21 protein-coding genes are annotated in these 22,993 nt (G+C 43.6%); 20 read left to right on the forward strand and 1 reads right to left on the reverse strand.

Going from position 1 to position 22,993, the window contains the following annotated elements; all coding sequences use genetic code 11:
• Positions 1-17: 17 nt before the first annotated feature.
• Positions 18-602, forward strand: coding sequence for a sporulation specific transcriptional regulator GerR (gerR, locus tag M1D98_RS08005; protein WP_010328049.1), 585 nt, complete (start codon positions 18-20; stop codon positions 600-602).
• A 53-nt stretch (positions 603-655) separates the two neighbouring features.
• Here gerR and M1D98_RS08010 read toward each other — a convergent pair whose 3' ends face one another.
• Positions 656-1,138, reverse strand: a complete 483-nt coding sequence (locus M1D98_RS08010; protein ID WP_010328050.1) for an N-acetyltransferase — start codon at positions 1,136-1,138, stop codon at positions 656-658.
• 159 nt (positions 1,139-1,297) lie between these two features.
• Between M1D98_RS08010 and M1D98_RS08015 the strand changes: the two genes are divergently transcribed.
• From M1D98_RS08015 to ftsZ, 19 genes are all read left to right on the forward strand, one after another.
• Complete coding sequence (locus tag M1D98_RS08015; protein ID WP_121642518.1) at positions 1,298-2,194, forward strand: 2-dehydropantoate 2-reductase; 897 nt, start codon at positions 1,298-1,300, stop codon at positions 2,192-2,194.
• Positions 2,195-2,264: 70 nt separating this feature from the next.
• Positions 2,265-3,884, forward strand: a complete 1,620-nt coding sequence (gene bshC, locus M1D98_RS08020) for a bacillithiol biosynthesis cysteine-adding enzyme BshC (protein ID WP_268542174.1) — start codon at positions 2,265-2,267, stop codon at positions 3,882-3,884.
• 125 nt (positions 3,885-4,009) lie between these two features.
• Positions 4,010-4,441, forward strand: coding sequence for a division/cell wall cluster transcriptional repressor MraZ (gene mraZ / locus M1D98_RS08025; protein WP_010328053.1), 432 nt, complete (start codon positions 4,010-4,012; stop codon positions 4,439-4,441).
• 69 nt (positions 4,442-4,510) lie between these two features.
• Entirely contained in the window at positions 4,511-5,446 is a 936-nt protein-coding gene (gene rsmH, locus M1D98_RS08030) for a 16S rRNA (cytosine(1402)-N(4))-methyltransferase RsmH (RefSeq protein WP_010328054.1), read from the forward strand.
• 39 nt (positions 5,447-5,485) lie between these two features.
• Entirely contained in the window at positions 5,486-5,839 is a 354-nt protein-coding gene (gene ftsL, locus M1D98_RS08035) for a cell division protein FtsL (RefSeq protein WP_010328055.1), read from the forward strand.
• 5 nt (positions 5,840-5,844) lie between these two features.
• Positions 5,845-7,986, forward strand: a complete 2,142-nt coding sequence (pbpB, locus tag M1D98_RS08040) for a penicillin-binding protein 2B (protein ID WP_010328056.1) — start codon at positions 5,845-5,847, stop codon at positions 7,984-7,986.
• A gap of 133 nt (positions 7,987-8,119) precedes the next feature.
• Positions 8,120-10,060 carry a stage V sporulation protein D gene (locus M1D98_RS08045; protein ID WP_121642520.1) on the forward strand — a complete coding sequence of 647 codons (1,941 nt, stop codon included), beginning with the start codon at positions 8,120-8,122 and terminating at the stop codon, positions 10,058-10,060.
• Between the two features lie 174 nt (positions 10,061-10,234).
• Entirely contained in the window at positions 10,235-11,719 is a 1,485-nt protein-coding gene (locus M1D98_RS08050) for a UDP-N-acetylmuramoyl-L-alanyl-D-glutamate--2,6-diaminopimelate ligase (protein ID WP_010328058.1), read from the forward strand.
• A gap of 111 nt (positions 11,720-11,830) precedes the next feature.
• Positions 11,831-12,805, forward strand: a complete 975-nt coding sequence (mraY, locus tag M1D98_RS08055; protein WP_010328060.1) for a phospho-N-acetylmuramoyl-pentapeptide-transferase — start codon at positions 11,831-11,833, stop codon at positions 12,803-12,805.
• Positions 12,806-14,161 (forward strand): UDP-N-acetylmuramoyl-L-alanine--D-glutamate ligase, encoded by a 1,356-nt coding sequence (murD, locus tag M1D98_RS08060; RefSeq protein ID WP_435576702.1) that lies wholly within the window; start codon positions 12,806-12,808, stop codon positions 14,159-14,161.
• Positions 14,162-14,221: 60 nt separating this feature from the next.
• Entirely contained in the window at positions 14,222-15,322 is a 1,101-nt protein-coding gene (gene spoVE, locus M1D98_RS08065) for a stage V sporulation protein E (protein ID WP_010328062.1), read from the forward strand.
• 122 nt (positions 15,323-15,444) lie between these two features.
• The gene (gene murG / locus M1D98_RS08070) at positions 15,445-16,536 is read left to right on the forward strand and encodes an undecaprenyldiphospho-muramoylpentapeptide beta-N-acetylglucosaminyltransferase (RefSeq protein ID WP_268538159.1); all 1,092 of its coding nucleotides are present in this window, start codon (positions 15,445-15,447) and stop codon (positions 16,534-16,536) included.
• 30 nt (positions 16,537-16,566) lie between these two features.
• Positions 16,567-17,478 carry a UDP-N-acetylmuramate dehydrogenase gene (gene murB, locus M1D98_RS08075; protein WP_039073874.1) on the forward strand — a complete coding sequence of 304 codons (912 nt, stop codon included), beginning with the start codon at positions 16,567-16,569 and terminating at the stop codon, positions 17,476-17,478.
• A 129-nt stretch (positions 17,479-17,607) separates the two neighbouring features.
• Complete coding sequence (locus M1D98_RS08080; RefSeq protein ID WP_010328065.1) at positions 17,608-18,399, forward strand: cell division protein FtsQ/DivIB; 792 nt, start codon at positions 17,608-17,610, stop codon at positions 18,397-18,399.
• Positions 18,396-19,091 (forward strand): DUF881 domain-containing protein, encoded by a 696-nt coding sequence (locus tag M1D98_RS08085; protein ID WP_121642524.1) that lies wholly within the window; start codon positions 18,396-18,398, stop codon positions 19,089-19,091. The genes M1D98_RS08080 and M1D98_RS08085 overlap by 4 nt, the downstream gene beginning before the upstream one ends.
• Before the next feature lie 23 nt (positions 19,092-19,114).
• Positions 19,115-19,822 carry a DUF881 domain-containing protein gene (locus M1D98_RS08090; RefSeq protein WP_039073877.1) on the forward strand — a complete coding sequence of 236 codons (708 nt, stop codon included), beginning with the start codon at positions 19,115-19,117 and terminating at the stop codon, positions 19,820-19,822.
• A 17-nt stretch (positions 19,823-19,839) separates the two neighbouring features.
• Complete coding sequence (locus M1D98_RS08095; protein WP_010328068.1) at positions 19,840-20,205, forward strand: small basic family protein; 366 nt, start codon at positions 19,840-19,842, stop codon at positions 20,203-20,205.
• 174 nt (positions 20,206-20,379) lie between these two features.
• Positions 20,380-21,702 (forward strand): cell division protein FtsA, encoded by a 1,323-nt coding sequence (gene ftsA, locus M1D98_RS08100; RefSeq protein WP_456280172.1) that lies wholly within the window; start codon positions 20,380-20,382, stop codon positions 21,700-21,702.
• Between the two features lie 35 nt (positions 21,703-21,737).
• Positions 21,738-22,886: a cell division protein FtsZ gene (ftsZ, locus tag M1D98_RS08105; protein ID WP_010328070.1), complete on the forward strand. Its 1,149-nt coding sequence runs from the start codon at positions 21,738-21,740 to the stop codon at positions 22,884-22,886.
• The last annotated feature ends 107 nt before the right edge of the window (positions 22,887-22,993 follow it).

Below are 22,993 nucleotides of genomic sequence, written 5' to 3' on the forward strand. Positions count from 1 at the left end.
ATGGAGGGAGATTGAATTTGACCATTACAAGACAAGATGCTTGGACTCAGGATGAGGATTTGCTGCTGGCAGAAGTAGTGCTTCGTCATATTCGAGAGGGAGGAACACAGCTATCCGCCTTTGAGGAGGTTGGAAGGGCGCTGACCAGAACCGCGGCAGCATGCGGGTTCAGATGGAACTCATATGTGAGAAAACAATACCAATCAGGCATAGAGCTTGCGAAAAAGCAGAGGAAAGAACTGAGAAAACAAATCGGCGTTCATTCGGTCAATATGCCGAATTCCGTCAAGCAGACTGCCGCGGCACCGTCAGCAGAAGGAAAACGAGATTTGTCCATTCAGGATGTCATTCAATTTCTTGAACAATTCAAAGAAACGCCGTCTGTGCATGAATTTCAGCTTGAAAGGGAAAAACTGCAGGAGGAAATCAAATCGCTGCAAAAAGAGCTTGAGGATGTACGGAGTGAAAACCAAACATTGAGGAACCAGCTAGAGATGACAGAAGAGGATTACAAGGCACTGATCGATATTATGGATCGGGCCAGAAAAATGGTTGTTTCAAAAGAAGACGGAAGAATGAAAAAAGCGGCTCAAGAAACGTAAGGAGCCTGAAATGAACCGGCCATAGAGTGTGTATAGGCCGGTTGTTTTTATTTCTATGCAGACTCTCCCGGTGTCATTTCTTGGTCCATATCAGGATGCCAGATGAGCGGGTTTTCCCCTTTATCCCGCGCCATATCATATTTAACAGCTTCAAAATTCATTTTATTCCAAAATTCCGCTGATTTCATTCGCGGATTTGTCCGTATCGGCATGTTGAATGATTTTGCGAATTCAACCAGCGCTTTCCCATATCCCCTCTTTTGGTAGCCCGGAAGAACCTCAAGCTTCCACAGCTCTAAATAATCCTGACGGTTGTCGAAATAAGGATTCGATTTGCCGTTAACTTGATATAGGCTCATTCGCGCTACAAGTTTATCCCCAAAATAAATCCCGTAAAAAGGCGAGGTGCTGTCATTTTCAATAATATTATCCTGAAGATCTTCAAGCATGGACAGCTCCTGAATGCCGTATTCTTTGAACCTTTTGAATTCTTCAAGCGTTTTATAGTTGACGAGCAGACGTTCTACCTTTACCATTCCAATCTCCCCCTTTGTTGTTTCTACATATATTGTAAACGCTTTATTTAAAAAAACCAAATATTTAAATTTTGATTTTAAGCACACGGAATCTTTGAGAAGTAATTTTTTCGTACTTCTGCTATGATAATACGTAAATGTTAAATTGGGTGTGACAACATGAAAATTGGGATTATTGGCGGAGGCTCCGTCGGTCTTTTATGCGCCTATTATTTTTCACTTCATCACGAGGTGACTGTTGTGACGAGGCGGGAAGAGCAGGCTGCGGCTATTCAGTCGGAAGGGGTCCGGCTTGATAAAGGCGGAGAAGAATTCAGCACTGATTGCAATGCGGACACGAGTCTGAATTCGGATTTCGATCTTCTTGTCGTGACAGTGAAGCAGCATCAGCTTCAGTCTGTTTTTTCGTTGCTTGAACGGGTCGGGAAAACGAATATATTGTTTTTGCAAAATGGCATGGGGCATATCCACGATTTGAAAGACTGGCGCGTCGGACATTCCATTTATGTTGGAATCGTTGAGCACGGAGCTGTAAGAAAATCAGATACAGTTGTTGAACATACCGGCTTGGGTGCGATAAAATGGAGCACGTTCGACGACGCTGAACCAGATCGACTCAACACTTTGTTTCAGCATAATCATTCGGATTTTCCAATTCGTTATGAGGCGGATTGGTACCGCTTGCTGACGGGCAAGCTGATTGTAAATGTTTGTATCAATCCATTAACCGCGTTACTGCAGGTGAAAAATGGAGAGCTGCTGACAACGCCCGCTTATCTGGCTTTTATGAAGCTGGTTTTTCAGGATGCATCCCGCATTTTAAGGCTTGAAAACGAAGAAGAGGCTTGGGAGCGGGTTCTGGCCGTTTGCGGGCAAACAAAAGAAAACCGCTCTTCTATGCTGGTTGATATTATCGAAGGCCGGCAGACGGAAGCTGACGCCATTATCGGATATTTATTGAAGGAAGCAAGCCTTCAAGGCCTTGATGCTGTTCACCTTGAGTTTTTATATGGGAGCATTAAAGCTTTGGAGCGAAATACAAACAAAGTCTTTTGAGCTTTTTCGGTAACATGCTATACTCATTTCGGATAACTAACTATTTATTGGAGAAAGGAAGTTCTAGAAGATGCAGCTAACTGAACTTTCCATCAAAAATCAGAACGTGTTTGTACAGCACTATATAGATGGCAAAGAAGAAATGTCTTCTTTTTTTGATTACAGCATTCATCATAAGGACATATGGCGCGACAGACTGAAAGACTTATCCTCCCGGTTTTTCGCGAGAGAGGAATTGGCAGCGTACTTATCCTCCTACCATCATAAATTCGGTTCGAGTGCCATGCAGTCTGCTATTGAGAAGCTGAAGGATCCGTCAAGTGCCGCTGTTGTCGGCGGGCAGCAGGCCGGACTTTTAACAGGGCCGCTTTATACTATACATAAAATCATTTCAATCATTGTGTTAGCAAATGAACAAGAAAAGCAGCTGCAAGTGCCTGTCATACCGATTTTTTGGGTGGCCGGAGAAGACCACGATTTGGATGAGATTAATTTTGTCCATACATCTGGAGAGAATGGTCCTGCGAAGACAAAGCTGGCCCAGTCTTATTGGAAGAAATCTTCGGCAGCGAGCACATCGCTTGATCAGGAAAAATGCGCCGCATGGGTCGATGATGTATTTGCCGCTTTTGAAGAAACAGATCATACGAATGCACTTCTCGACAACGTGAAACGATGTTTAAGGGAATCTGTTACATTCACTGATTTCTTTGAACTGCTGATCGCGGATCTGTTCCAAGAGGAGGGATTGGTGTTATTAAATTCTGGAGATCCGGGGATTAAAAAGCTGGAAACGGCCATGTTCCAAAAAATTCTTCAGGAAAATGATAAACTCGCCCTTGCTGTTTCAGATCAGCAGGCCTTCATGCGTGAAGCTGGCTACAAACCCATTATTGAGTCCGGAAAAGAGCAGGCGAATCTGTTTTATGAATATGAAGAAGAGCGTTTTTTAATTGAAAAAGACAACGGCCGTTTTGTCATAAATGAGCTTGATCTCGCATGGACGATGGATGAACTTTATACACATATAGAAAAACATCCTGAGCGCTTCAGCAATAATGTTGTAACGAGACCGTTAATGCAGGAATATCTCATTCCGACTTTAGCCTTTATTGCAGGACCCGGAGAAATCAACTATTGGGGCGAGCTCAAACAGGCCTTTCGGGTGATGGGCTTCAACATGCCTCCTGTTATGCCAAGGCTGAACATCACGATACTTGAACGGCATATTGAGAAAAAGTTGCTTGAACGGAATATCTCATTACAAGACGTGATTGAACGCGGAACGGAGAATCAAAGAGAGACATACTTTGAGCGCCAGATTCCAGAAGAGTTTACCGCGGTCATAGATCAGGCAAAAAACCAAATTGAAGCGATTCACAAAACAGTCCGCCAGGAGGCGTTAAAGGTTGACCAAAGCATGGAGCCTTTACTCCTGAAGAATGCGGCTTTTATTCAGGATCAGCTACAGTTCTTAGAGCGGACAGTGACAAAGCGAATTGAAGAAAAAGAAGGCTGCGTCCTAAAGGATTATGAGAGAATCCAAAATAGCATTAAGCCGATGCTTGCGCCGCAAGAGCGAATTTGGAATATCATGTATTATTTAAACAGGTACGGCCCAAAATTCTTCATTTCATTCAAGAATCTGCCATTTTCTTTTCAAAATCAACATCAAGTTGTCAAACTTTGAAATAAAGTTTTAAAGAACCCTGACTAGTTCAGGGTTTTTTTTTATGGGTAAACAGTGTAAAATGAAGTTGTGGAGAGAAGTGGTGGATAGTGGTGAGTTAAGGAGAGAAAGTGGGGCAAGAGATCATGTTTATGGGTGAATATCAGCATACCATCGATGCGAAGGGCCGCATGATCGTACCCGCTAAATTCAGAGATGGCCTTGGGGAGCAGTTTGTGCTGACCAGAGGGCTTGACCAATGTCTCTTCGGCTACCCTATGCACGAATGGAAACAAATTGAAGAAAAACTAAAAGCTCTTCCTCTCACTAAGAAAGATGCCCGCGCGTTTACCCGTTTCTTCTTTTCAGGGGCGACCGAATGCGAACTGGACAAGCAAGGCAGGGTAAATATTGCATCATCTCTATTGAATTACGCCAAACTGGAAAAAGAATGTGTTGTTATCGGGGTTTCTAATCGAATTGAATTGTGGAGTAAAGTAATTTGGGAACAATACACAGAAGAGCAAGAAGATTCATTTGCTGAAATTGCTGAAAACATGATTGGGTTTGATATATAATGATTCTTCGTGTATAACACTCTACAAATAATTTCAATTCATCCTGATAAAAGGTGGGACCAACACAATATGTTTCAACACAAGACAGTACTTCTTCGTGAAACCGTAGACGGGCTCAATATTAAACCGGACGGTACATATGTAGACTGCACACTCGGCGGAGCTGGGCACAGTACATACTTATTGCAACAGTTATCCGAGAAGGGGCGTTTAATCGCTTTTGACCAAGACGATACGGCGTTACAGCATGCGAAAGAAACGTTGTCCAATTATAAAGGGCAGCTCATTCTGATCAAAAGCAATTTCAGGTATTTAAAAGAATGTTTGAATGAACAAGGCATTACAGAAGTAGACGGTATTTTATTTGATTTAGGGGTGTCCTCGCCGCAGCTGGATACACCGGAACGCGGATTCAGTTACCATCATGACGCACCGTTGGACATGAGGATGGACCAGTCGGCCACGCTTACGGCGAAAGAAGTCGTTAATGAGTGGCGCTATGAGGATCTCGTCCGTATTTTCTTTAAATACGGCGAAGAGAAGTTCAGCAAACAGATCGCCAGAAAAATTGAGGAGGCAAGAATCAAATCTCCTATTCAAACTACGGGCCAACTGGTCGATCTAATAAAAGACGCGATTCCCGCTCCAGCGAGAAGGAGCGGAGGACATCCCGCAAAACGCGTGTTTCAGGCAATCAGAATTGCCGTGAACGATGAACTGAAAGTGTTTGAAGAGGCATTGGAGCAGGCGATTGAGGTTCTGAAACCAGAAGGAAGGGTATCAGTCATTACCTTCCACTCGCTTGAAGATAGAATCTGCAAAACCACTTTTAAAGAAAAGTCGTCGCTTCCAGAACTTCCTCCGGGTCTTCCTGTCATACCGGCAGAGTTTGAACCAGAGCTGAAGCTCATCACACGTAAACCGATTACGGCATCCCAAGAAGAGCTTGAAGAAAACAATCGGGCCCGTTCTGCGAAGCTCCGGATTGCCGAAAAAAGAAAATAACGAAACGCGAAGGCAAAATGAAAAGGAGGTCATCAGCCTATGAGCAATTTAGCTTACCAACAAGAGAAACAGCAGCGGCATGCGATCAGACCTGAGAAAAAAGTGATTGTCAAGAAAAGGGCTTCCATTACTCTCGGAGAAAAAGTGCTTCTTGTCCTCTTTGCTTCGGTGGTGCTCTGCGTATCGCTTTTGATCGTATCGAAGGCGTATGCAGCATATCAAACCAATATTGAGGTACAAAAACTTGAGGAGCAAATTTCGTCCGAAAACAAGCAAATTGGTGACCTCGAAAAAACCGTTGCTGATTTAAGCAAACCGCAGCGCATCATGGACATTGCGGAAAAAAACGGCTTGAATTTAAAAGATAAAAAAGTGAAAAACATACAGGAATGATCCAAATGCCAAAAAAGAATAAATTTATGAATAGAGGAGCGGCGATTCTAAGTATTTGTTTCGCTCTCTTTTTCTTTGTCATCCTGGGGAGAATGGCATACATTCAAATAACCGGAAAAGCAAATGGTGAAGTGCTTGCGACAAAAGCGACAGAACAGCATGAAAAGAAACGGACCATCGAAGCAAGCCGCGGCTCGATTTTAGACCGAACCGGAAAAGTGATTGCAGAGGACACAGCGACGTATAAGCTGATCGCTATTCTCGATGAAAAAATGACCACTGATAAAAAGCACCCTCAGCATGTTCAAAACAAAGAAAAAACGGCGGAAGCGCTGTCTAAAGAGATAAAGATGGACAAAGCTGACCTCCTTGATATCTTAAACAAGGATGCAAAACAAGTGGAGTTCGGTTCAGCGGGGCGGGATATTACGTATTCTCAAAAGAAAAAAATTGAAAAGCTAAAACTTCCCGGCATTTCATTTTTACGAGATACAAAACGTTTCTATCCAAACGGTGTTTTTGCATCTAATTTAATCGGCTATGCCGAGGTTGATCGAGATACAAATGAAATTTCCGGCGCGATGGGACTAGAAAAGGTACTGGATAAGTATTTGAAAGAGCAGGACGGATATGTGACTTATGAAAGCGACAAATCCGGCTGGGAGCTCCCGAACAGCAAAAATAAAATTTCAGCGCCAAAAAATGGAGACAATGTTTATTTAACCATTGACCAGAAAATTCAAACCTTTCTGGAAGACAGCATGACAAAAGTGGCGAAAAAATATAACCCGAAAAAAATCATGGCCGCAGTCGTCGATCCGAAAACGGGCAAAGTGCTTGCCATGGGACAGCGCCCAAGCTTTGATCCGAACAAACGCGATGTGACAAACTACTATAATGATTTGATTTCATATGCGTATGAACCTGGTTCAACGATGAAGATTTTTACACTTGCTGCTGCGATGCAGGAAAACGTGTTTAATCCGAATGAAAAATACAAATCCGGTACGTTTGAAGTTGGCGGGGAACCTGTGAGGGATCATAATCAGGGTGTAGGCTGGGGGCCGACAACGTATCATGACGGCGTCCTAAGATCGTCTAATGTTGCATTTGCGAAACTGGCGAAAGAAAAGCTGGGGTACGATCGCCTCAATCAGTATTTACACAAATTCAATTTGGATCAAAAAACAGGTATTGATTTGCCTGGAGAAGTCTCAAGTAAAATCAACTTTAAGTATGAATTCGATAAAGCATCAACCGCATATGGCCAAGCGTCTGCTGTTACACCAATTCAGCAGCTTCAGGCCGCAACAGCAATAGCAAATGACGGCAAAATGATGAAACCTTATGTCATTGACCATATTATTGATCCGGACTCAGATAAAACCGTCTATCAAAATAAGCCGGAATCAGCCGGAACTCCAATTTCTGCAAGCACTGCGAAAAAAGTGCGAGATATTTTGGGAGAAGTCGTTACATCGAAAATCGGAACAGGGAAGCCCTATAAAATTGAAGGGTTTGATGTTGCCGGAAAAACAGGTACTGCACAAATAGCAGGTAAAGGCGGATATTTGGACGGAACAGATAACTATATCTTTTCGTTTATGGGTATGGCTCCGAAAGATGATCCTGAGCTTTTGATTTATGTTGCTGTACAGCAGCCGCAGTTAAAAGCGGGACAAAGCAGTTCAGACCCAGTTTCTGAAATCTTCAACCCAACAATGAAAAACAGCCTGCACTACCTGAACATCGAACCGACTGAAAAATCTGACTCGGATAAAGAAGAAACAAAAGCGCAGACGATGCCTGATTTGACAGATCAAACGGTAGCTGGTGCTCAAAAGAAAGCAAAGGAAGAGAATCTCACACCGGTTGTCATCGGCAGTGATGTCGCTGTAAAAGAACAGTATCCGAAAGCGGATGAGGAGGTTCTAACCAATCAGAAGGTCTTCCTGAAAACGGGCGGAAAAATCAAAATGCCTGATATGACTGGCTGGTCGAGAAGAGAGGTTCTTCAGTACGGCGAACTGGCGGGGATTCATATGGAAGTAAGCGGACAAGGCTACGCTGTCAGCCAAAGCGTTAAAAAGGACAAAGAAATAAAAGACAAAACCGTCATCAAGGTGACGTTTAAAAACCCTGATTAAATAGAAAGAAAAGCTTGCTGGGATTTCCCTATTATGCAGGCTTTCTTTTTTTATACCTTCAGAGGAGCATCGTTCTACCTGTCCAAGTTCAGGCATAAAATGAAACAAGCTTAAATAAGGAGTGAACGGTCTCTTGCGCGTCTCGAATGTAACGGTTAGAAAACGTTTATTATTTGTTTTGCTTTTTGGCGTGATCGTGTTTCTGATCATTGATACAAGGCTGGGGTATGTTCAGTTTGTGATGGGGGAGAAACTGACTTCGCTAGCAAAAGATTCCTGGAGCAGGAACTTGCCGTTTGAGCCGGAGAGAGGCGAAATCCTGGATCGGAACGGTGTGAAGCTCGCAACAAACAAAAGTGCGCCGACCGTATTCGTCGTGCCGCGCCAAGTCCAAAACCCGATGAAAACGAGCAAGCAGCTTGCTGCAGTTTTAAACATGTCAGAAGAAAAAGTATATAAGCATGTGACAAAAAAAGCGTCAATCGAAAAGATAACTCCTGAAGGGAGAAAGATTTCAAATGAAAAGGCGAAAGAAATCAAAGCGCTCGATTTAAAAGGAGTGTATGTTGCGGAGGACAGTATCCGCCATTACCCGTTCGGCAGCTTTTTATCTCATGTGCTCGGATTTGCTGGAATTGACAATCAAGGTCTCCTAGGTCTGGAAGCTTATTACGATGATGATTTAAAAGGGGAAAAGGGCTCTGTTAAGTTTTATACAGACGCCAAGGGGAAGAAAATGCCTGATGAAGCGGACGATTATACACCGCCTAAGGACGGGCTTGACCTGAAGCTGACGGTTGATTCAAAGGTTCAGACGATACTGGAAAGAGAGCTTGATAACGCTGAAGCTAAATATCATCCAGACGGTATGATTGCAGTGGCCATGAATCCGAAAAACGGAGAAATATTGGGAATGTCCAGCAGGCCTGACTTTGACCCGGCCGCTTATCAATCAGTCGATCCGTCCGTCTACAATCGGAATCTGCCGGTATGGAGCACGTATGAACCGGGATCTACCTTTAAAATTATTACACTTGCAGCAGCTCTTGAAGAGCAAAAGGTAAATTTGAAACGTGATCAATTTTTTGATAAAGGTCATGTGGAAGTGGACGGAGCGAGACTGCGGTGCTGGAAAAAAGGCGGGCACGGACTGCAAACGTTTCTAGAAGTTGTACAGAATTCCTGTAACCCGGGGTTTGTTGAATTGGGCGAGCGCCTAGGCAAGGATAAGCTTTTTAAATATATTAAAGACTTTGGTTTCGGCCAAAAAACAGGAATTGACCTGCAAGGTGAAGGAACAGGAATCTTATTCCCGCTTGACAGAGTAGGCCCGGTCGAGCAAGCGACTACAGCTTTCGGACAGGGGGTATCCGTCACGCCGATTCAACAGGTTGCAGCCGTATCCGCCGCTGTAAACGGAGGAACGCTTTATACACCTTATATCGCAAAGGAATGGATTGACCCTGTAACGAAAAAAACGGTCAAAAAACAATCGCCAATCGCAAAGAAACAAGTCATTTCTGAGGGAACGTCCAAACAAATCCGCTATGCTTTAGAAAGTGTTGTCGCAGAAGGCACCGGCCGCAACGCATTTGTAGAAGGATATCGTGTCGGCGGTAAAACGGGAACGGCACAAAAGGTTAAAGATGGAAAATACCTTGAAAACAACCACATTGTATCATTTATCGGTTTCGCTCCGGCTGATGATCCGAGTCTTGTCGTCTATGTCGCAGTGGATAACCCGAAAGGCACGATTCAATTTGGCGGAACGGTTGCAGCGCCTATTGTCGGGAATATGATGAGAGACAGCCTGCCGGAGCTTGGTGTGAAACCTCGTAAAAATCAAATCGAGAAAAAGTACCAATGGAACGACACAAAAACAGTAGAAGTTCCGAATGTTGTAGGGATGTCTGTCTCAGATCTTGAGTCGATTTTGGTGAATCTCAATGTGGATGCTTCCGGGAAAGGAAGCAAAATTGTGAAACAATCGCCGGCTGCCGGAACGAAAGTAAAAGAGGGCTCAAAGATACGCGTTTATTTGACTGAAGAGGATGAAAAGGAGGCAGCCGATTGATTCGGGCTGCCTATTATTTTATTGCAGAAAAATGCTGATATCTTTCAAGATTAGCTGGATGTATCCTTTTATTTACGCTAAAATATGAACTGTATGCTTAAAATCATTATCACATCATTTGACGTGACTTCAATGATAAAAAGAACGAATTAGAATGTTGAGAGGTTTGATACGATGAAACTAACAAAGCTGCTACGATACTTAACAACCGAACCTTCTGTAAACGACTCACAAGACCCTGAAATAACTTCAATTGAGATGGACTCCAGGGAAGTAAAGAAAGGGAGTCTTTTTGTATGTGTAAAAGGGTATACGGTGGATGGACATGATTTTGCCCAAAAAGCAGTAGAAAGCGGCGCAGCGGCTATTGTGGCAGAAAGAGAGCTTGATGTGGATGTGCCTGTCATTATTGTCCGGCAGTCACTGCGGGCGCTCAGCGTTCTGTCTGATGCGTTTTACGGACAGCCGACTAAGAAGCTTCAGCTGATCGGGATAACTGGCACAAACGGAAAAACATCAACGACCCACATGGTTGATGAGATTCTGAAAAAAGCGGGAAAACGCACAGGCTTGATCGGCACCATGTACATGAAAATCGGCGATGAAACACTTCCCGTTAAAAACACGACACCTGAAAGCGTCACGCTGCAGAAAACGTTTAAGAAAATGAATGACAAGCAAGTTGACACTGCCATCATGGAAGTTTCTTCTCACGCATTGTCTTTAGGACGTGTTCATGGCTGTGATTATGACATTGCCGTGTTTACGAATTTAACGCAGGACCATCTGGACTATCATAAAACGATGGATGAGTACCGACAGGCAAAAAGCCTGCTCTTTTCTCAGCTGGGCGGGGCTTTCAACCATGAACGTCCAAAGTGTGCCGTACTGAACGCTGACGATGAGGCGAGCGCTTATTTTGAAAAGGTGACTGCAGCGCATATTTCTACATACGGAATAAAAAACAACGCTGATGTAATGGCGAAAAACATCACGATCACGGCACAGGGCACAAGCTTTGATCTTGTGACCAACAAAGGCACTAAACATATCACCATGTCGCTCGTTGGACAGTTTAACGTGTATAACGTGCTGGCAGCTGTTACAACATGTATTGCAGCAGGCATACCGTTTGAAACGATCACTGAAGCGGTTCAAGAATTGCATGGTGTAAGAGGCCGATTTGAATTGGTGAATCAGCAGCAGGAGTTTCCGGTTATTGTTGATTACGCGCACACACCGGACAGCCTTGAAAATGTCCTGAAAACATGCAAAGACATGACAGAAGGAAAGCTCTTTGTCGTTGTCGGCTGCGGGGGAGACAGAGATAAGTCGAAACGCCCGAAAATGGCTAAAATCGCTGTGGAGCTGTCTGACGAGCCGATTTTTACTTCAGATAACCCGAGAAGTGAAGATCCTCGCGCGATTTTAAGAGATATGGAAGCCGGAGTAGAGAACGCATACTACCATAGCATTGCAAACCGCGAACAGGCGATCTTTTTCGCGATTGCCAATGCCAAAAAAGGCGACGTAGTCCTCATTGCAGGAAAAGGACATGAAACCTATCAGCAGATCGGAAACAAAACTTTCGATTTTGACGATGCTGAAGTGGCGGCGAGAGCGATTGTCGAACTCAATAAGAATAAGACAAATTCATAGGAAAGAGATGTTATTGAATAATGGAGCTTGAAAAGATTTCTCATATGGAAAAAAATCATGAATATGATAACTACGTATGTCGTTTGAAAGAAACAGGAGGAGAAAAGGACAATGCTTGAGCAAGTCATTCTGTTTACAATTTTAATGGGGTTTTTAATTAGTGTTCTGCTCTCTCCGATTCTTATTCCGTTTTTAAGAAGATTAAAATTCGGCCAGAGTATTAGAGAAGAAGGACCGAAATCACATCAAAAAAAATCAGGGACGCCGACAATGGGCGGGGTCATGATCATACTTTCTATTATTGTGACAACAATTGTGATGACACAGAAGTTTTCAGAAATAAGCCCGGAAATGGTGCTGCTTCTATTTGTAACACTCGGCTACGGTTTGCTCGGCTTTTTAGATGATTACATCAAGGTCGTCATGAAGCGCAACCTTGGATTGACGTCAAAGCAAAAACTGATCGGACAAATTATCATAGCGATTGTATTTTATGCCGTGTACCATTACTACAATTTTGCGACGGACATTCGCGTGCCTGGAACTGACTTATCATTTGATCTTGGGTGGGCTTACTTTATCCTGGTGCTATTTATGCTTGTCGGCGGATCAAATGCAGTTAACCTGACTGACGGTCTTGACGGTTTATTATCCGGCACAGCTGCGATTGCTTTTGGCGCCTTTGCCATCCTGGCATGGAATCAGTCTCAATATGACGTAGCGATTTTCTCAGTTGCCGTCGTCGGAGCGGTGCTGGGCTTCCTCGTATTTAATGCTCATCCGGCCAAAGTTTTTATGGGAGATACGGGATCGCTGGCATTGGGAGGAGCCATTGTTACCATTGCTATTTTAACGAAATTAGAGATCCTGCTGGTTATCATCGGCGGTGTATTCGTTATCGAGACATTATCGGTTATTCTGCAGGTCATCAGCTTTAAAACGACAGGTAAACGAATCTTTAAAATGAGTCCATTACATCACCATTATGAGCTTGTCGGCTGGTCTGAATGGAGAGTGGTCGTAACGTTTTGGGCTGCGGGACTTTTGCTTGCCGTTTTAGGAATTTACATCGAGGTGTGGTTATAAGTGGAAAACGATCAATTTTTACAGAATCAGCATTTTTTAATCCTGGGACTTGCGAAAAGCGGGTATGCGGCGGCATCTATTCTTCATGACAAGGGCATTTATGTTGCAGTCAATGACCAAAAGCCTTTTGAAGAAAACGAACCAGCGCAAAAGCTTTCTGAAAAAGGAATTGAGGTTGTTTGCGGAGAGCATCCTGTTTCTCTGTTCGATCAGCATCAAATCACGGTTCTGATCAAAAATCCTGGCATTCCTTATGAAAATATTATGGTACAGGAAGCGGAAAAAAGAGGCATTCCGGTTTGGACGGAAATAGAGCTCGCTTACTACCTGACAAACGCCAAGTTTATCGGGATTACCGGATCAAACGGAAAAACGACCACGACAACGCTGATTTATGAAATGCTCAAAGCTGACTCGCAAAAAGCACTGATTGCCGGAAACATCGGCACAGTCGCAAGTGAGGTTGCCTATCATGCTGATGGGGATGAATGGATCGTTACTGAACTGTCATCGTTTCAGCTGATGGGAACACACGCTTTCAGACCGGAAATCAGCTTGATTTTAAACATATTTGACGCTCATTTGGATTATCACCATACGCGAAAAAACTATGAAAAAGCGAAACAGAAAGTGTACCTTCATCAGACTGCTTCAGATAAAGCCGTTGTCAACCAGGATGATGAAACCGTCGTGCGGCTGGCTGAGGCCGGAAAAGCCGCTATCATTCCTTTTTCAGTCAGCAAAAGGCTTGAAAAGGGCGCTTACGCAAAAGACGGTATGTTGATGTTCAACGGAGAAGCTATTCATCCTCTTGAAGAGGTTGTGCTGCCCGGGGCTCATAACATGGAGAACATTCTAGCTGCCATCGCAGTTGTGAAAACGGCAGGAGTGTCAAACGAAGCTGTCAAAAAGGTGCTGACAAGCTTTACTGGCGTGAAGCACCGTCTCCAATATGTCACAACAGTGAAAGACCGCAAGTTTTATAATGACAGTAAAGCAACAAACATTTTGGCGACAACCAAGGCGCTTTCAGCATTTGACAAACCGGTCATTCTGCTTGCGGGCGGACTGGATCGCGGAAATGGTTTTGATGATTTAAAACCGTATATGAAGCATGTCAAAGCGGTGCTTACATTTGGCCAGACAGCACCGAAACTCGAGGAGCTCGGCAATGAGATGGGAATACAACATGTCAAACGTGTCGATAATGTTGAACAAGCAGTATCTGCGGCGTTTGCGCTCTCAAATGAAGGCGATGTCATCCTGCTGTCACCTGCGTGTGCGAGCTGGGATCAATTCAAAACATTTGAAGAACGCGGTGACATGTTTATAGATGCCGTGCATATGCTTAAGTAAGGGCTTGTCTTGAAGTAAATCGGCAGCCCTAATGACTTTAAGCTTGGGGTGTCGGTTGCTTTGACTACTAAAAAAACATCGCCTGATTTGTTATTGGTCATCATTACGTTATTATTATTAACAATCGGATTAATTATGGTGTACAGTGCGAGTGCTGTATGGGCGGATTATAAATTTGACGACTCTTTCTTTTTCGCGAAACGGCAGCTTCTGTTTGCGGGGATCGGCGTCATTGCCATGTTTTTTATCATGAATGTTGATTATTGGACTTGGAGGACATGGTCCAAATTACTGATGGTTATCTGCTTTTTCCTCCTGGTGCTTGTTTTGATACCAGGCGTCGGCATGGTGCGGAATGGCTCCAGAAGCTGGATCGGAGTCGGAGCATTCAGCATACAGCCTTCAGAGTTTATGAAGCTTGCGATGATTGCATTCCTTGCTAAATTTCTCTCTGAAAAGCAAAAAAACATAACATCATTCAAACGGGGGTTTGTCCCGGCACTTGGCATTGTGTTTTCAGCTTTTTTGATTATCATGTGCCAGCCTGACCTTGGAACGGGGACAGTAATGGTCGGAACTTGTATTGTCATGATTTTTGTGGCCGGCGCGCGCATCGCCCATTTCGTCTTTCTCGGGCTCATCGGACTCAGCGGATTTGTTGGGCTCGTCCTATCGGCTCCATATCGGATAAAGCGGATTACCTCCTACTTAAATCCATGGGAAGATCCGCTCGGCAGCGGTTTCCAAATCATTCAGTCGCTTTATGCAGTGGGGCCCGGCGGATTGTTCGGAATGGGGCTTGGGCAAAGCCGACAGAAGTTCTTTTATTTGCCTGAGCCGCAAACAGACTTTATTTTCGCCATACTGTCAGAGGAACTTGGCTTTATCGGGGGAACCCTTATTTTGCTCCTCTTCAGCGTTCTGCTGTGGAGAGGGATCAGAATTGCGCTCGGTGCGCCTGATCTGTACGGAAGCTTTGTCGCAGTCGGCATTATTTCAATGATTGCCATTCAAGTCATGATTAATATAGGTGTAGTAACAGGCCTTATTCCGGTAACAGGCATCACGCTGCCGTTTTTGAGCTATGGAGGTTCTTCATTGACCTTGATGCTGATGGCAGTCGGCGTTCTGCTGAACGTGAGCCGATACTCGAGGTATTAGTGGAATGTATTGCTAAGCGTCCTATGAAACAGAGGAAGCCGGGAAACAATTGATGCGATAACCCTGTCCAACAAAACAGGGTTATCGCTATGTTATAGAGAACGTAGACTGGGGGAAGAGATATGCGAATAGCAATAAGCGGAGGCGGTACTGGAGGACACATTTATCCTGCACTTGCTTTTATTAAAGAAGTGCAACGCCGCCATCCTGAAGTGGAATTTTTATATATCGGAACAGAAAACGGGCTGGAGAAAAAAATAGTTGAGCGGGAGAATATACCGTTCCGTTCAATTGAAATTACAGGCTTTAAAAGAAAGCTGTCATTTGAAAACGTCAAAACTGTGATGCGTTTTCTGAAGGGTGTAAAAAAGAGCAAATCGTATTTAAAAGAATTTAAGCCCGATGCCGTCATTGGAACGGGCGGTTATGTATGCGGGCCGGTTGTCTACGCTGCAGCGAAAATGGGAATTCCGACTATTGTCCATGAACAAAATAGCCTGCCAGGGATCACGAATAAGTTTCTTGCAAAATATGTTAATAAAGTAGCGATCTGTTTTGAAGAAGCAAAATCACATTTTCCTAACGAGAAAGTTGTATTTACGGGAAACCCGAGAGCCTCTGAAGTCGTCTCAATAAAGACGGGCCGTTCAATGGCTGAATTTGGGCTTTCTGAAGAGAAAAAAACGGTCTTAATTTTCGGCGGAAGCCGAGGCGCCGCACCGATTAACCGTGCTGTCATTGATATGCAGGACGCGCTGAAAACAAGAAACTATCAAGTGCTGTATATTACCGGTGAAGTTCACTATGAAAAAGTAATGAGTGAGCTGAAAACCAAAGGTGCCGCTGATCATATGGTCACAAAGCCGTTTCTTCATCAAATGCCGGAGTATTTAAAGGCCATTGATGTCATTGTGGCCAGAGCCGGTGCGACGACGATTGCTGAAATTACTGCTCTTGGAATCCCGAGTGTGCTGATTCCAAGCCCATACGTAACAGCGAATCACCAGGAGGTCAATGCGAGATCTCTCGGCCAGCAAGATGCGGCGATTGTTCTGAAAGAAACAGAGCTTACCGGAGAAAAGCTGATTGCTGCGCTTGACCGGATTGTGCTAAATGAGCAAACGTTAAAGGAAATGAGCGAACGGACAAAGTCACTCGGCGTTCCTGACGCGGCTGCCCGTTTATACAACGTACTCGAAGAATTGAAAAAATAATAGAAAAGCAATGGAATGCGGAGGTTTACGATGGAGAAAGTGATACAGGAATTAAAAGAACGCGAAGTCGGCAAGGTCCTTGCAAATGAACCGCTCGCGAATCATACAACGATGAAAATCGGCGGCCCTGCGGATGTATTGGTGATTCCAAGCAGTGTAGATGCTGTCAAAGATATCATGGACGTTATTAAAAAATATGATGTGAAGTGGACAGTCATCGGCCGCGGATCGAATCTTCTTGTTTTAGATGAGGGAATCAGAGGCGTAGTGATTAAGCTGGGTGCCGGTCTTGACCATCTGGAGCTTGAAGGGGAACGAGTGACGGTCGGAGGCGGTTATTCCGTGGTCCGTCTTGCCACATCATTGAGCAAAAAAGGCCTGTCTGGTTTGGAATTTGCTGCGGGTATTCCAGGATCAGTCGGCGGAGCGGTTTATATGAATGCCGGCGCTCACGGTTCTGATATGAGCGAAATCCTCGTTAAAGCACATATTTTATTTGAAGACGGTACGATTGAGTGGCTGACCAATGAGCAGATGGATTTCAGCTACAGAACTTCTGTATTGCAAAAGAAACGCCCGGGCGTTTGCCTAGAAGCTGTTCTGCAACTGGAGCAGAAGGATAAGGAATCAATCGTTCAGCAAATGCAAAGCAATAAAGACTACAGAAAAAATACACAGCCGTATTCAAGCCCTTGTGCGGGAAGCATATTCAGAAACCCGCTTCCAAATCATGCCGGAAACCTTGTAGAAAAAGCAGGCTTAAAAGGATATCAAATCGGCGGTGCAAAGATATCGGAGATGCACGGAAACTTCATCGTCAATGCGGGCGGCGCATCAGCAAAAGATGTGCTTGATCTCATTGACCATGTAAAAAAGACAATCCGTGAAAAATACGAGATTGATATGCACACAGAGGTTGAAATCATCGGCGAAAATCGCTGATTCAAGTTCTGACTGAAGCTGTTCATATGATATACTGTAAGCAAACGACAAACGGCATCATAGTATGCCGTTTGTTTTGGAATAGACAGACTTTTAACAGCTGTTTCATTTGAATGAGGTGAACAGGCAATGAACCCGGGGCATGACCGAGAAAAAATTGTAAACATTGAAGAACGGATTCCCAAAATTAAAGAGCAGCGGAAACAGAAGGCAAACCGCCGTCTCATTTCTTTTATTATGCTCTTTTTTATGATGGTGTTGATCATCGTGTACCTGCAGACGCCAATCAGTAAAGTATCAACAATCTCTGTTACAGGGAATGAGAATGTATCCAAAAAGGAAATTATCGACCTTTCCGATATTAACAGCGGAGATACTGAGTTTTGGAGTTTGGACAAGAAAAAAACAGAAGAGAAGATTCAGCAAAATAAATTAGTGAAAAAAGCGGTGATCAGCAAATCGCTTCCTAATAAAATTAACATTGAAATCAAAGAATATAAGGCGATTGCTTATTTACAAAAAAACAATGTGTACTATGAAGTGCTTGAAAATGGTTCTGTTCTGCCAACCGAAGTAACGCCGGATGATGCCGGGCCGATTTTGGTGAATTGGACTAACGCGAAAAAACGGTCTCAAATGGCCAAACAGCTTAATTCCTTGTCAGATTCTTTAAGTCAGTCAATTTCAGAAATTTACTATACACCTGTAAAAATGGATGAAAACCGTATTAAATTGTACATGAACGACGGTTATGTTGTCACTGCGTCTATAAAAACCTTCGCAGACCGAATGAAAACGTACCCTTCTATCATTTCACAGCTTAGCAGCAGTAAAAAGGGAATTATTCATCTAGAAGTTGCCACCTATTTTGAAGAGTTTGGAAAAAATGATAAAGCTGCTAAAAAGGAAGATGAAAATTGAGGGGCAAATCAGCAGTCCTTCTTTCATTAATCATGCTGATCGCAGGCTTTTTGATTTCGTTTTCTTTTCAAACGACCAAAGAAAACGAGACAGGCACGGCTAGGCCGGAAGAGTGGAAAAAAGAATATGCGCTGAGAGATGAACTGTTGAAACAGGAGAAAGAAAATAAAAATCTTGAAAAAGAATTGTATCAAAAGCAAAACAAAGTCCGTGAGGAAGAGAAAAAGCTGAAGAAAGAAAAGACGGAATACTATAACGTCCTGGAAGATACAGAAAAATACAGAATGTATATTGGGGAAGTCGGTGTGCAGGGAGAGGGTGTTCAGGTGACCTTGGAAGATGCGTCCTACATACCGGAAGGGGAGAATGTGAACAGTTACATCGTTCACGAAAGCCATATCTTTCAAGTGGTAAACGAACTCTATATTTCGGGTGCGGCGGCCGTTGCTGTTAATGGCCAGCGTTTGACACATGATTCCTATATCAAGTGCAACGGTCCTGTTGTAACGGTAGACGGAGTGCAGCATCCCGCTCCCTTTACGATATCCGCTATTGGAGATCCTGATGTCCTGTTGCCTTCATTAAATATAGCAGGCGGTTTGATCAATCAGCTGTCAATGGATCATATTTCTGTTTCTGCAGAAAAAAAGAAAAACGTACAAATGAAACCGATTCTGAAAACGAAGGAATGACTGTAAAAAGCGGGTGAAACAGATTGAAAATAAAGCGTTCCTTCATGAGCATCAGTGTGCTTATGGTCATCTTCGGGCTCATGATATCTGTTCAGTTTAACTCGTTAAAACGCCCTCAAGTCCGTGATACGAGAGATATGTGGGATATAAGGGAAGAACTGACATCAGAGCAGAAGAAGCAGGAAAAGCTGCTGGATGAAATAAACAAATATGATAAATTACTGAATAGCTATTCGCAAACGAAAGAAATGGCAAAAGAAACCGCGCTTAATAATACACTGCAAACCTTAAAAAAAACAGCCGGCATGACCGATATAACAGGTAGCGGAATTGTCATCACCATATCCCCGCTTTTTTCTGAAAGCTTAACAGGAGAGCCGATTGAAAATCCGCCTCCGGATTTGCTGAAAAAGCTGATCAATGAACTTAACTCCTTTGGTGCAGAGCATATCTCGATTAATGAGCGAAGAGTTGTGAATCATACGGTCATTAGGGATATAAATGGCACAACGAAAATAGACGGATACGGCCTTGACGATTATCCTTTAACAGTAAATGTGCTTGCCGAAGATCCAGACATGCTGTACAGCAGAGTGAAGGGATCAGGTCTTGAGGATCTCTTTGCATCTGAAAATTTAGCATTAAAAGCCGGCAAATCTGAAAGCGAATTGACATTAAAAGCATATGACAGACCACTGGATGTACAACAGCTAACACCGCTTAAAGACTGAAAAGGAGGAGAACCGTCATGTGGCTGCCCGTGCTGGGGCTGGTGCTCGGAATTGCGATTGGACTGATGACAAACTTAACGATCCCGAGTGAATACTCGAACTATTTATCGCTTGCGGTGCTTGCCGCACTTGATACATTAATCGGCGGAATCAGGGCGCATTTACAAGGTACATATAATGAAATGGTATTTGTTTCCGGTTTCTTTTTTAATATTATATTGGCAATAAGTTTAGCTTTTCTGGGAGTCCATCTTGGTGTAGACTTGTATTTAGCAGGTATATTCGCATTTGGTGTCAGATTATTTCAGAATATTGCCGTGATCAGAAGAAATCTACTAACAAAGTGGACTCTTTCTAAAAAAAATAAAAAAAATGTGATATAAAAGAGGATATACATAGGATATAACGAATATTTTCAATAAACATAAAATGTGAAAAGCACATAAGGAATATTCCGTTGTTATTTTTTGTTACACACTTGTAAAGCCACATTCATTGTATTGTTGTTCCGCAAATAATAGAATAGAAATGATCGAAATGTGAGGAGGTGCCATAGAATGAACAACAATGAACTTTACGTCAGTCTTGACATCGGTACGTCCAATACAAAAGTGATCGTCGGAGAAATGACAGATGATTCCCTAAATATTATCGGTGTGGGAAATGTGCCGTCTGAAGGGTTGAAAAAAGGCTCAATCGTTGATATAGATGAAACCGTTCATTCTATTAGAAAAGCGTTTGACCAAGCTGAAAGAATGGTAGGTTTTCCGCTTAGAAAAGCTATTGTCGGCGTTAATGGAAATTATATCAATATTCAAGATACAAACGGTGTTGTAGCAGTTTCCAGTGAAAATAAAGAAATTCAGGTTGAAGATGTGCGCCGAGTGATGGAGGCGGCACAGGTTGTTTCAGTACCGCACGAACAGCTGATTGTGGACGTCATTCCTAAGCAGTTTATCGTAGATGGAAGAGATGAAATCACCGACCCGAAAAAAATGCTGGGTGTGCGTTTAGAAGTAGAGGGCACCTTGATCACCGGTTCAAAAACAATTTTACATAACTTGCTACGCTGCGTTGAAAGAGCCGGTGTTGAAATCACTGATATTTGCCTTCAGCCGCTGGCAGCCGGTTCTGCTGCATTGTCAAAGGACGAGAAAAATCTTGGTGTGGCTCTCATTGATTTAGGGGGAGGGTCAACAACCATTGCCGTATTCGAGAATGGACATCTCACTTCTACCCGTGTCATTCCACTCGGAGGCGAAAATATCACCAAAGATATCTCCATCGGACTGAGGACGTCAACAGAAGAAGCAGAACGCGTGAAAAAGCAATTTGGACATGCCTACTATGACGAAGCTTCGGAAGATGAAGTATTTGAGGTAACCGTTATCGGCACCAATCAAAAACAAACATTTACACAGCAGGAAGCAGCGAATATCATTGAAGCAAGAGTTGAAGAAATTCTTGAAATTGTTTCAGAAGAGCTTCGCAGTATGGGAATTACCGATCTGCCGGGAGGCTTCGTGCTGACAGGGGGACAAGCAGCAATGCCGGGTGTCATGTCATTGGCACAGGATGTTTTGCAAAACAATGTCAGGGTGGCAAGCCCGAATTATATCGGTGTAAGAGACCCTCAATACATGACGGGAGTGGGCCTGATTCAATTCGCCTGCCGAAATGCAAGAATCCAAGGCAGAAAAATAGGCTTCAAGATGCCTGAAGAAGCGATACAGGAAATCGCAGTCTCTTCAATTGAGGAACAAGAGCAGCATCATCACCAGAGTGAGATGCAGCAGCGGCCAAAAGGAAAACAAAAAACACAAGCCGAACATAATAAACAGAGCAAAATGAAAAAACTATTAAGCATGTTTTGGGAATAGATAGATAGTCATTCGGCAGATTAGGAGGATTTAGCATGTTGGAGTTCGAAACAAACATAGACGGCTTAGCATCAATTAAAGTAATCGGAGTAGGAGGCGGCGGTAACAACGCCGTTAACCGAATGATTGAAAATGAAGTGCAAGGAGTAGAGTATATCGCGGTGAATACCGATGCTCAAGCTCTTAACCTGTCAAAAGCAGAAGTGAAAATGCAAATCGGCGCAAAGCTGACTAGAGGATTAGGAGCAGGTGCGAATCCGGAAGTCGGAAAAAAAGCTGCTGAAGAAAGCAAAGAGCAGATTGAAGAAGCGTTAAAAGGCGCTGACATGGTATTCGTGACAGCTGGTATGGGGGGCGGAACAGGAACAGGTGCCGCACCGGTAATCGCACAAATCGCGAAAGATTTAGGCGCTTTAACAGTCGGAGTCGTCACAAGACCGTTCACATTTGAAGGACGCAAAAGACAGCTTCAAGCTGCAGGCGGAATTACAGCAATGAAAGAAGCGGTGGATACACTGATCGTGATCCCGAACGACCGAATCCTTGAAATTGTTGATAAAAACACGCCGATGCTTGAAGCATTCCGTGAAGCGGATAACGTCCTCCGTCAAGGGGTTCAAGGTATTTCAGACTTGATTGCTACACCTGGTCTCATCAACCTTGACTTTGCTGACGTGAAAACAATCATGTCAAACAAAGGATCTGCTTTGATGGGTATCGGGATTGCGACTGGAGAAAACCGCGCGGCAGAGGCAGCGAAGAAAGCAATCTCCAGCCCGCTGCTTGAAGCGGCTATTGACGGCGCGCAAGGCGTCCTTATGAACATCACTGGGGGAACAAATCTCAGTTTGTATGAAGTTCAGGAAGCTGCAGACATTGTCGCTTCGGCGTCTGATCAAGACGTAAATATGATTTTCGGTTCTGTTATTAACGAAAATCTAAAAGACGAGATTGTGGTGACAGTGATTGCGACTGGTTTCATTGAACAAGAGAAGGACGTGACAAAACCTCAGCGTCCAAGTTTAAACCAAAGCATTAAAACACATAATCAAAGTGCTCCAAAGCGTGAGCAGAAACGTGAGGAACCTCAGCAACAAAACACAGTAAGCCGTCAGACCTCACAGCCGGCTGATGATACTCTTGATATCCCGACATTCTTAAGAAACCGCAATAAACGCGGCTAATAGAAAGGGCAAAATCGTTTTCGATTTTGTCCTTTTTGTTTTTCAACCTTTTCTCCTTATTAAAGACCTTTCTCCTATATATTCCTTCATATCGCCGCTAAGCAGAC

The organism is Bacillus sp. K7 (assembly GCF_053903245.1).

What these genes read in the sequence shown, in the direction of transcription:
- ftsZ (WP_010328070.1), top strand. Translation starts at nt 21,738, where the DNA reads ATGTTGGAGTTCGAAACAAACATAGACGGCTTAGCATCAATTAAAGTA.
- mraY (WP_010328060.1), top strand. Translation starts at nt 11,831, where the DNA reads ATGCTTGAGCAAGTCATTCTGTTTACAATTTTAATGGGGTTTTTAATT.
- murB (WP_039073874.1), top strand. Translation starts at nt 16,567, where the DNA reads ATGGAGAAAGTGATACAGGAATTAAAAGAACGCGAAGTCGGCAAGGTC.
- M1D98_RS08080 (WP_010328065.1), top strand. Translation starts at nt 17,608, where the DNA reads ATGAACCCGGGGCATGACCGAGAAAAAATTGTAAACATTGAAGAACGG.
- mraZ (WP_010328053.1), top strand. Translation starts at nt 4,010, where the DNA reads ATGTTTATGGGTGAATATCAGCATACCATCGATGCGAAGGGCCGCATG.
- ftsA (WP_456280172.1), top strand. Translation starts at nt 20,380, where the DNA reads ATGAACAACAATGAACTTTACGTCAGTCTTGACATCGGTACGTCCAAT.
- bshC (WP_268542174.1), top strand. Translation starts at nt 2,265, where the DNA reads ATGCAGCTAACTGAACTTTCCATCAAAAATCAGAACGTGTTTGTACAG.
- rsmH (WP_010328054.1), top strand. Translation starts at nt 4,511, where the DNA reads ATGTTTCAACACAAGACAGTACTTCTTCGTGAAACCGTAGACGGGCTC.
- M1D98_RS08015 (WP_121642518.1), top strand. Translation starts at nt 1,298, where the DNA reads ATGAAAATTGGGATTATTGGCGGAGGCTCCGTCGGTCTTTTATGCGCC.
- ftsL (WP_010328055.1), top strand. Translation starts at nt 5,486, where the DNA reads ATGAGCAATTTAGCTTACCAACAAGAGAAACAGCAGCGGCATGCGATC.
- M1D98_RS08050 (WP_010328058.1), top strand. Translation starts at nt 10,235, where the DNA reads ATGAAACTAACAAAGCTGCTACGATACTTAACAACCGAACCTTCTGTA.
- M1D98_RS08095 (WP_010328068.1), top strand. Translation starts at nt 19,840, where the DNA reads ATGTGGCTGCCCGTGCTGGGGCTGGTGCTCGGAATTGCGATTGGACTG.
- pbpB (WP_010328056.1), top strand. Translation starts at nt 5,845, where the DNA reads ATGCCAAAAAAGAATAAATTTATGAATAGAGGAGCGGCGATTCTAAGT.
- M1D98_RS08010 (WP_010328050.1), bottom strand. Translation starts at nt 1,138, where the DNA reads ATGGTAAAGGTAGAACGTCTGCTCGTCAACTATAAAACGCTTGAAGAA.
- murG (WP_268538159.1), top strand. Translation starts at nt 15,445, where the DNA reads ATGCGAATAGCAATAAGCGGAGGCGGTACTGGAGGACACATTTATCCT.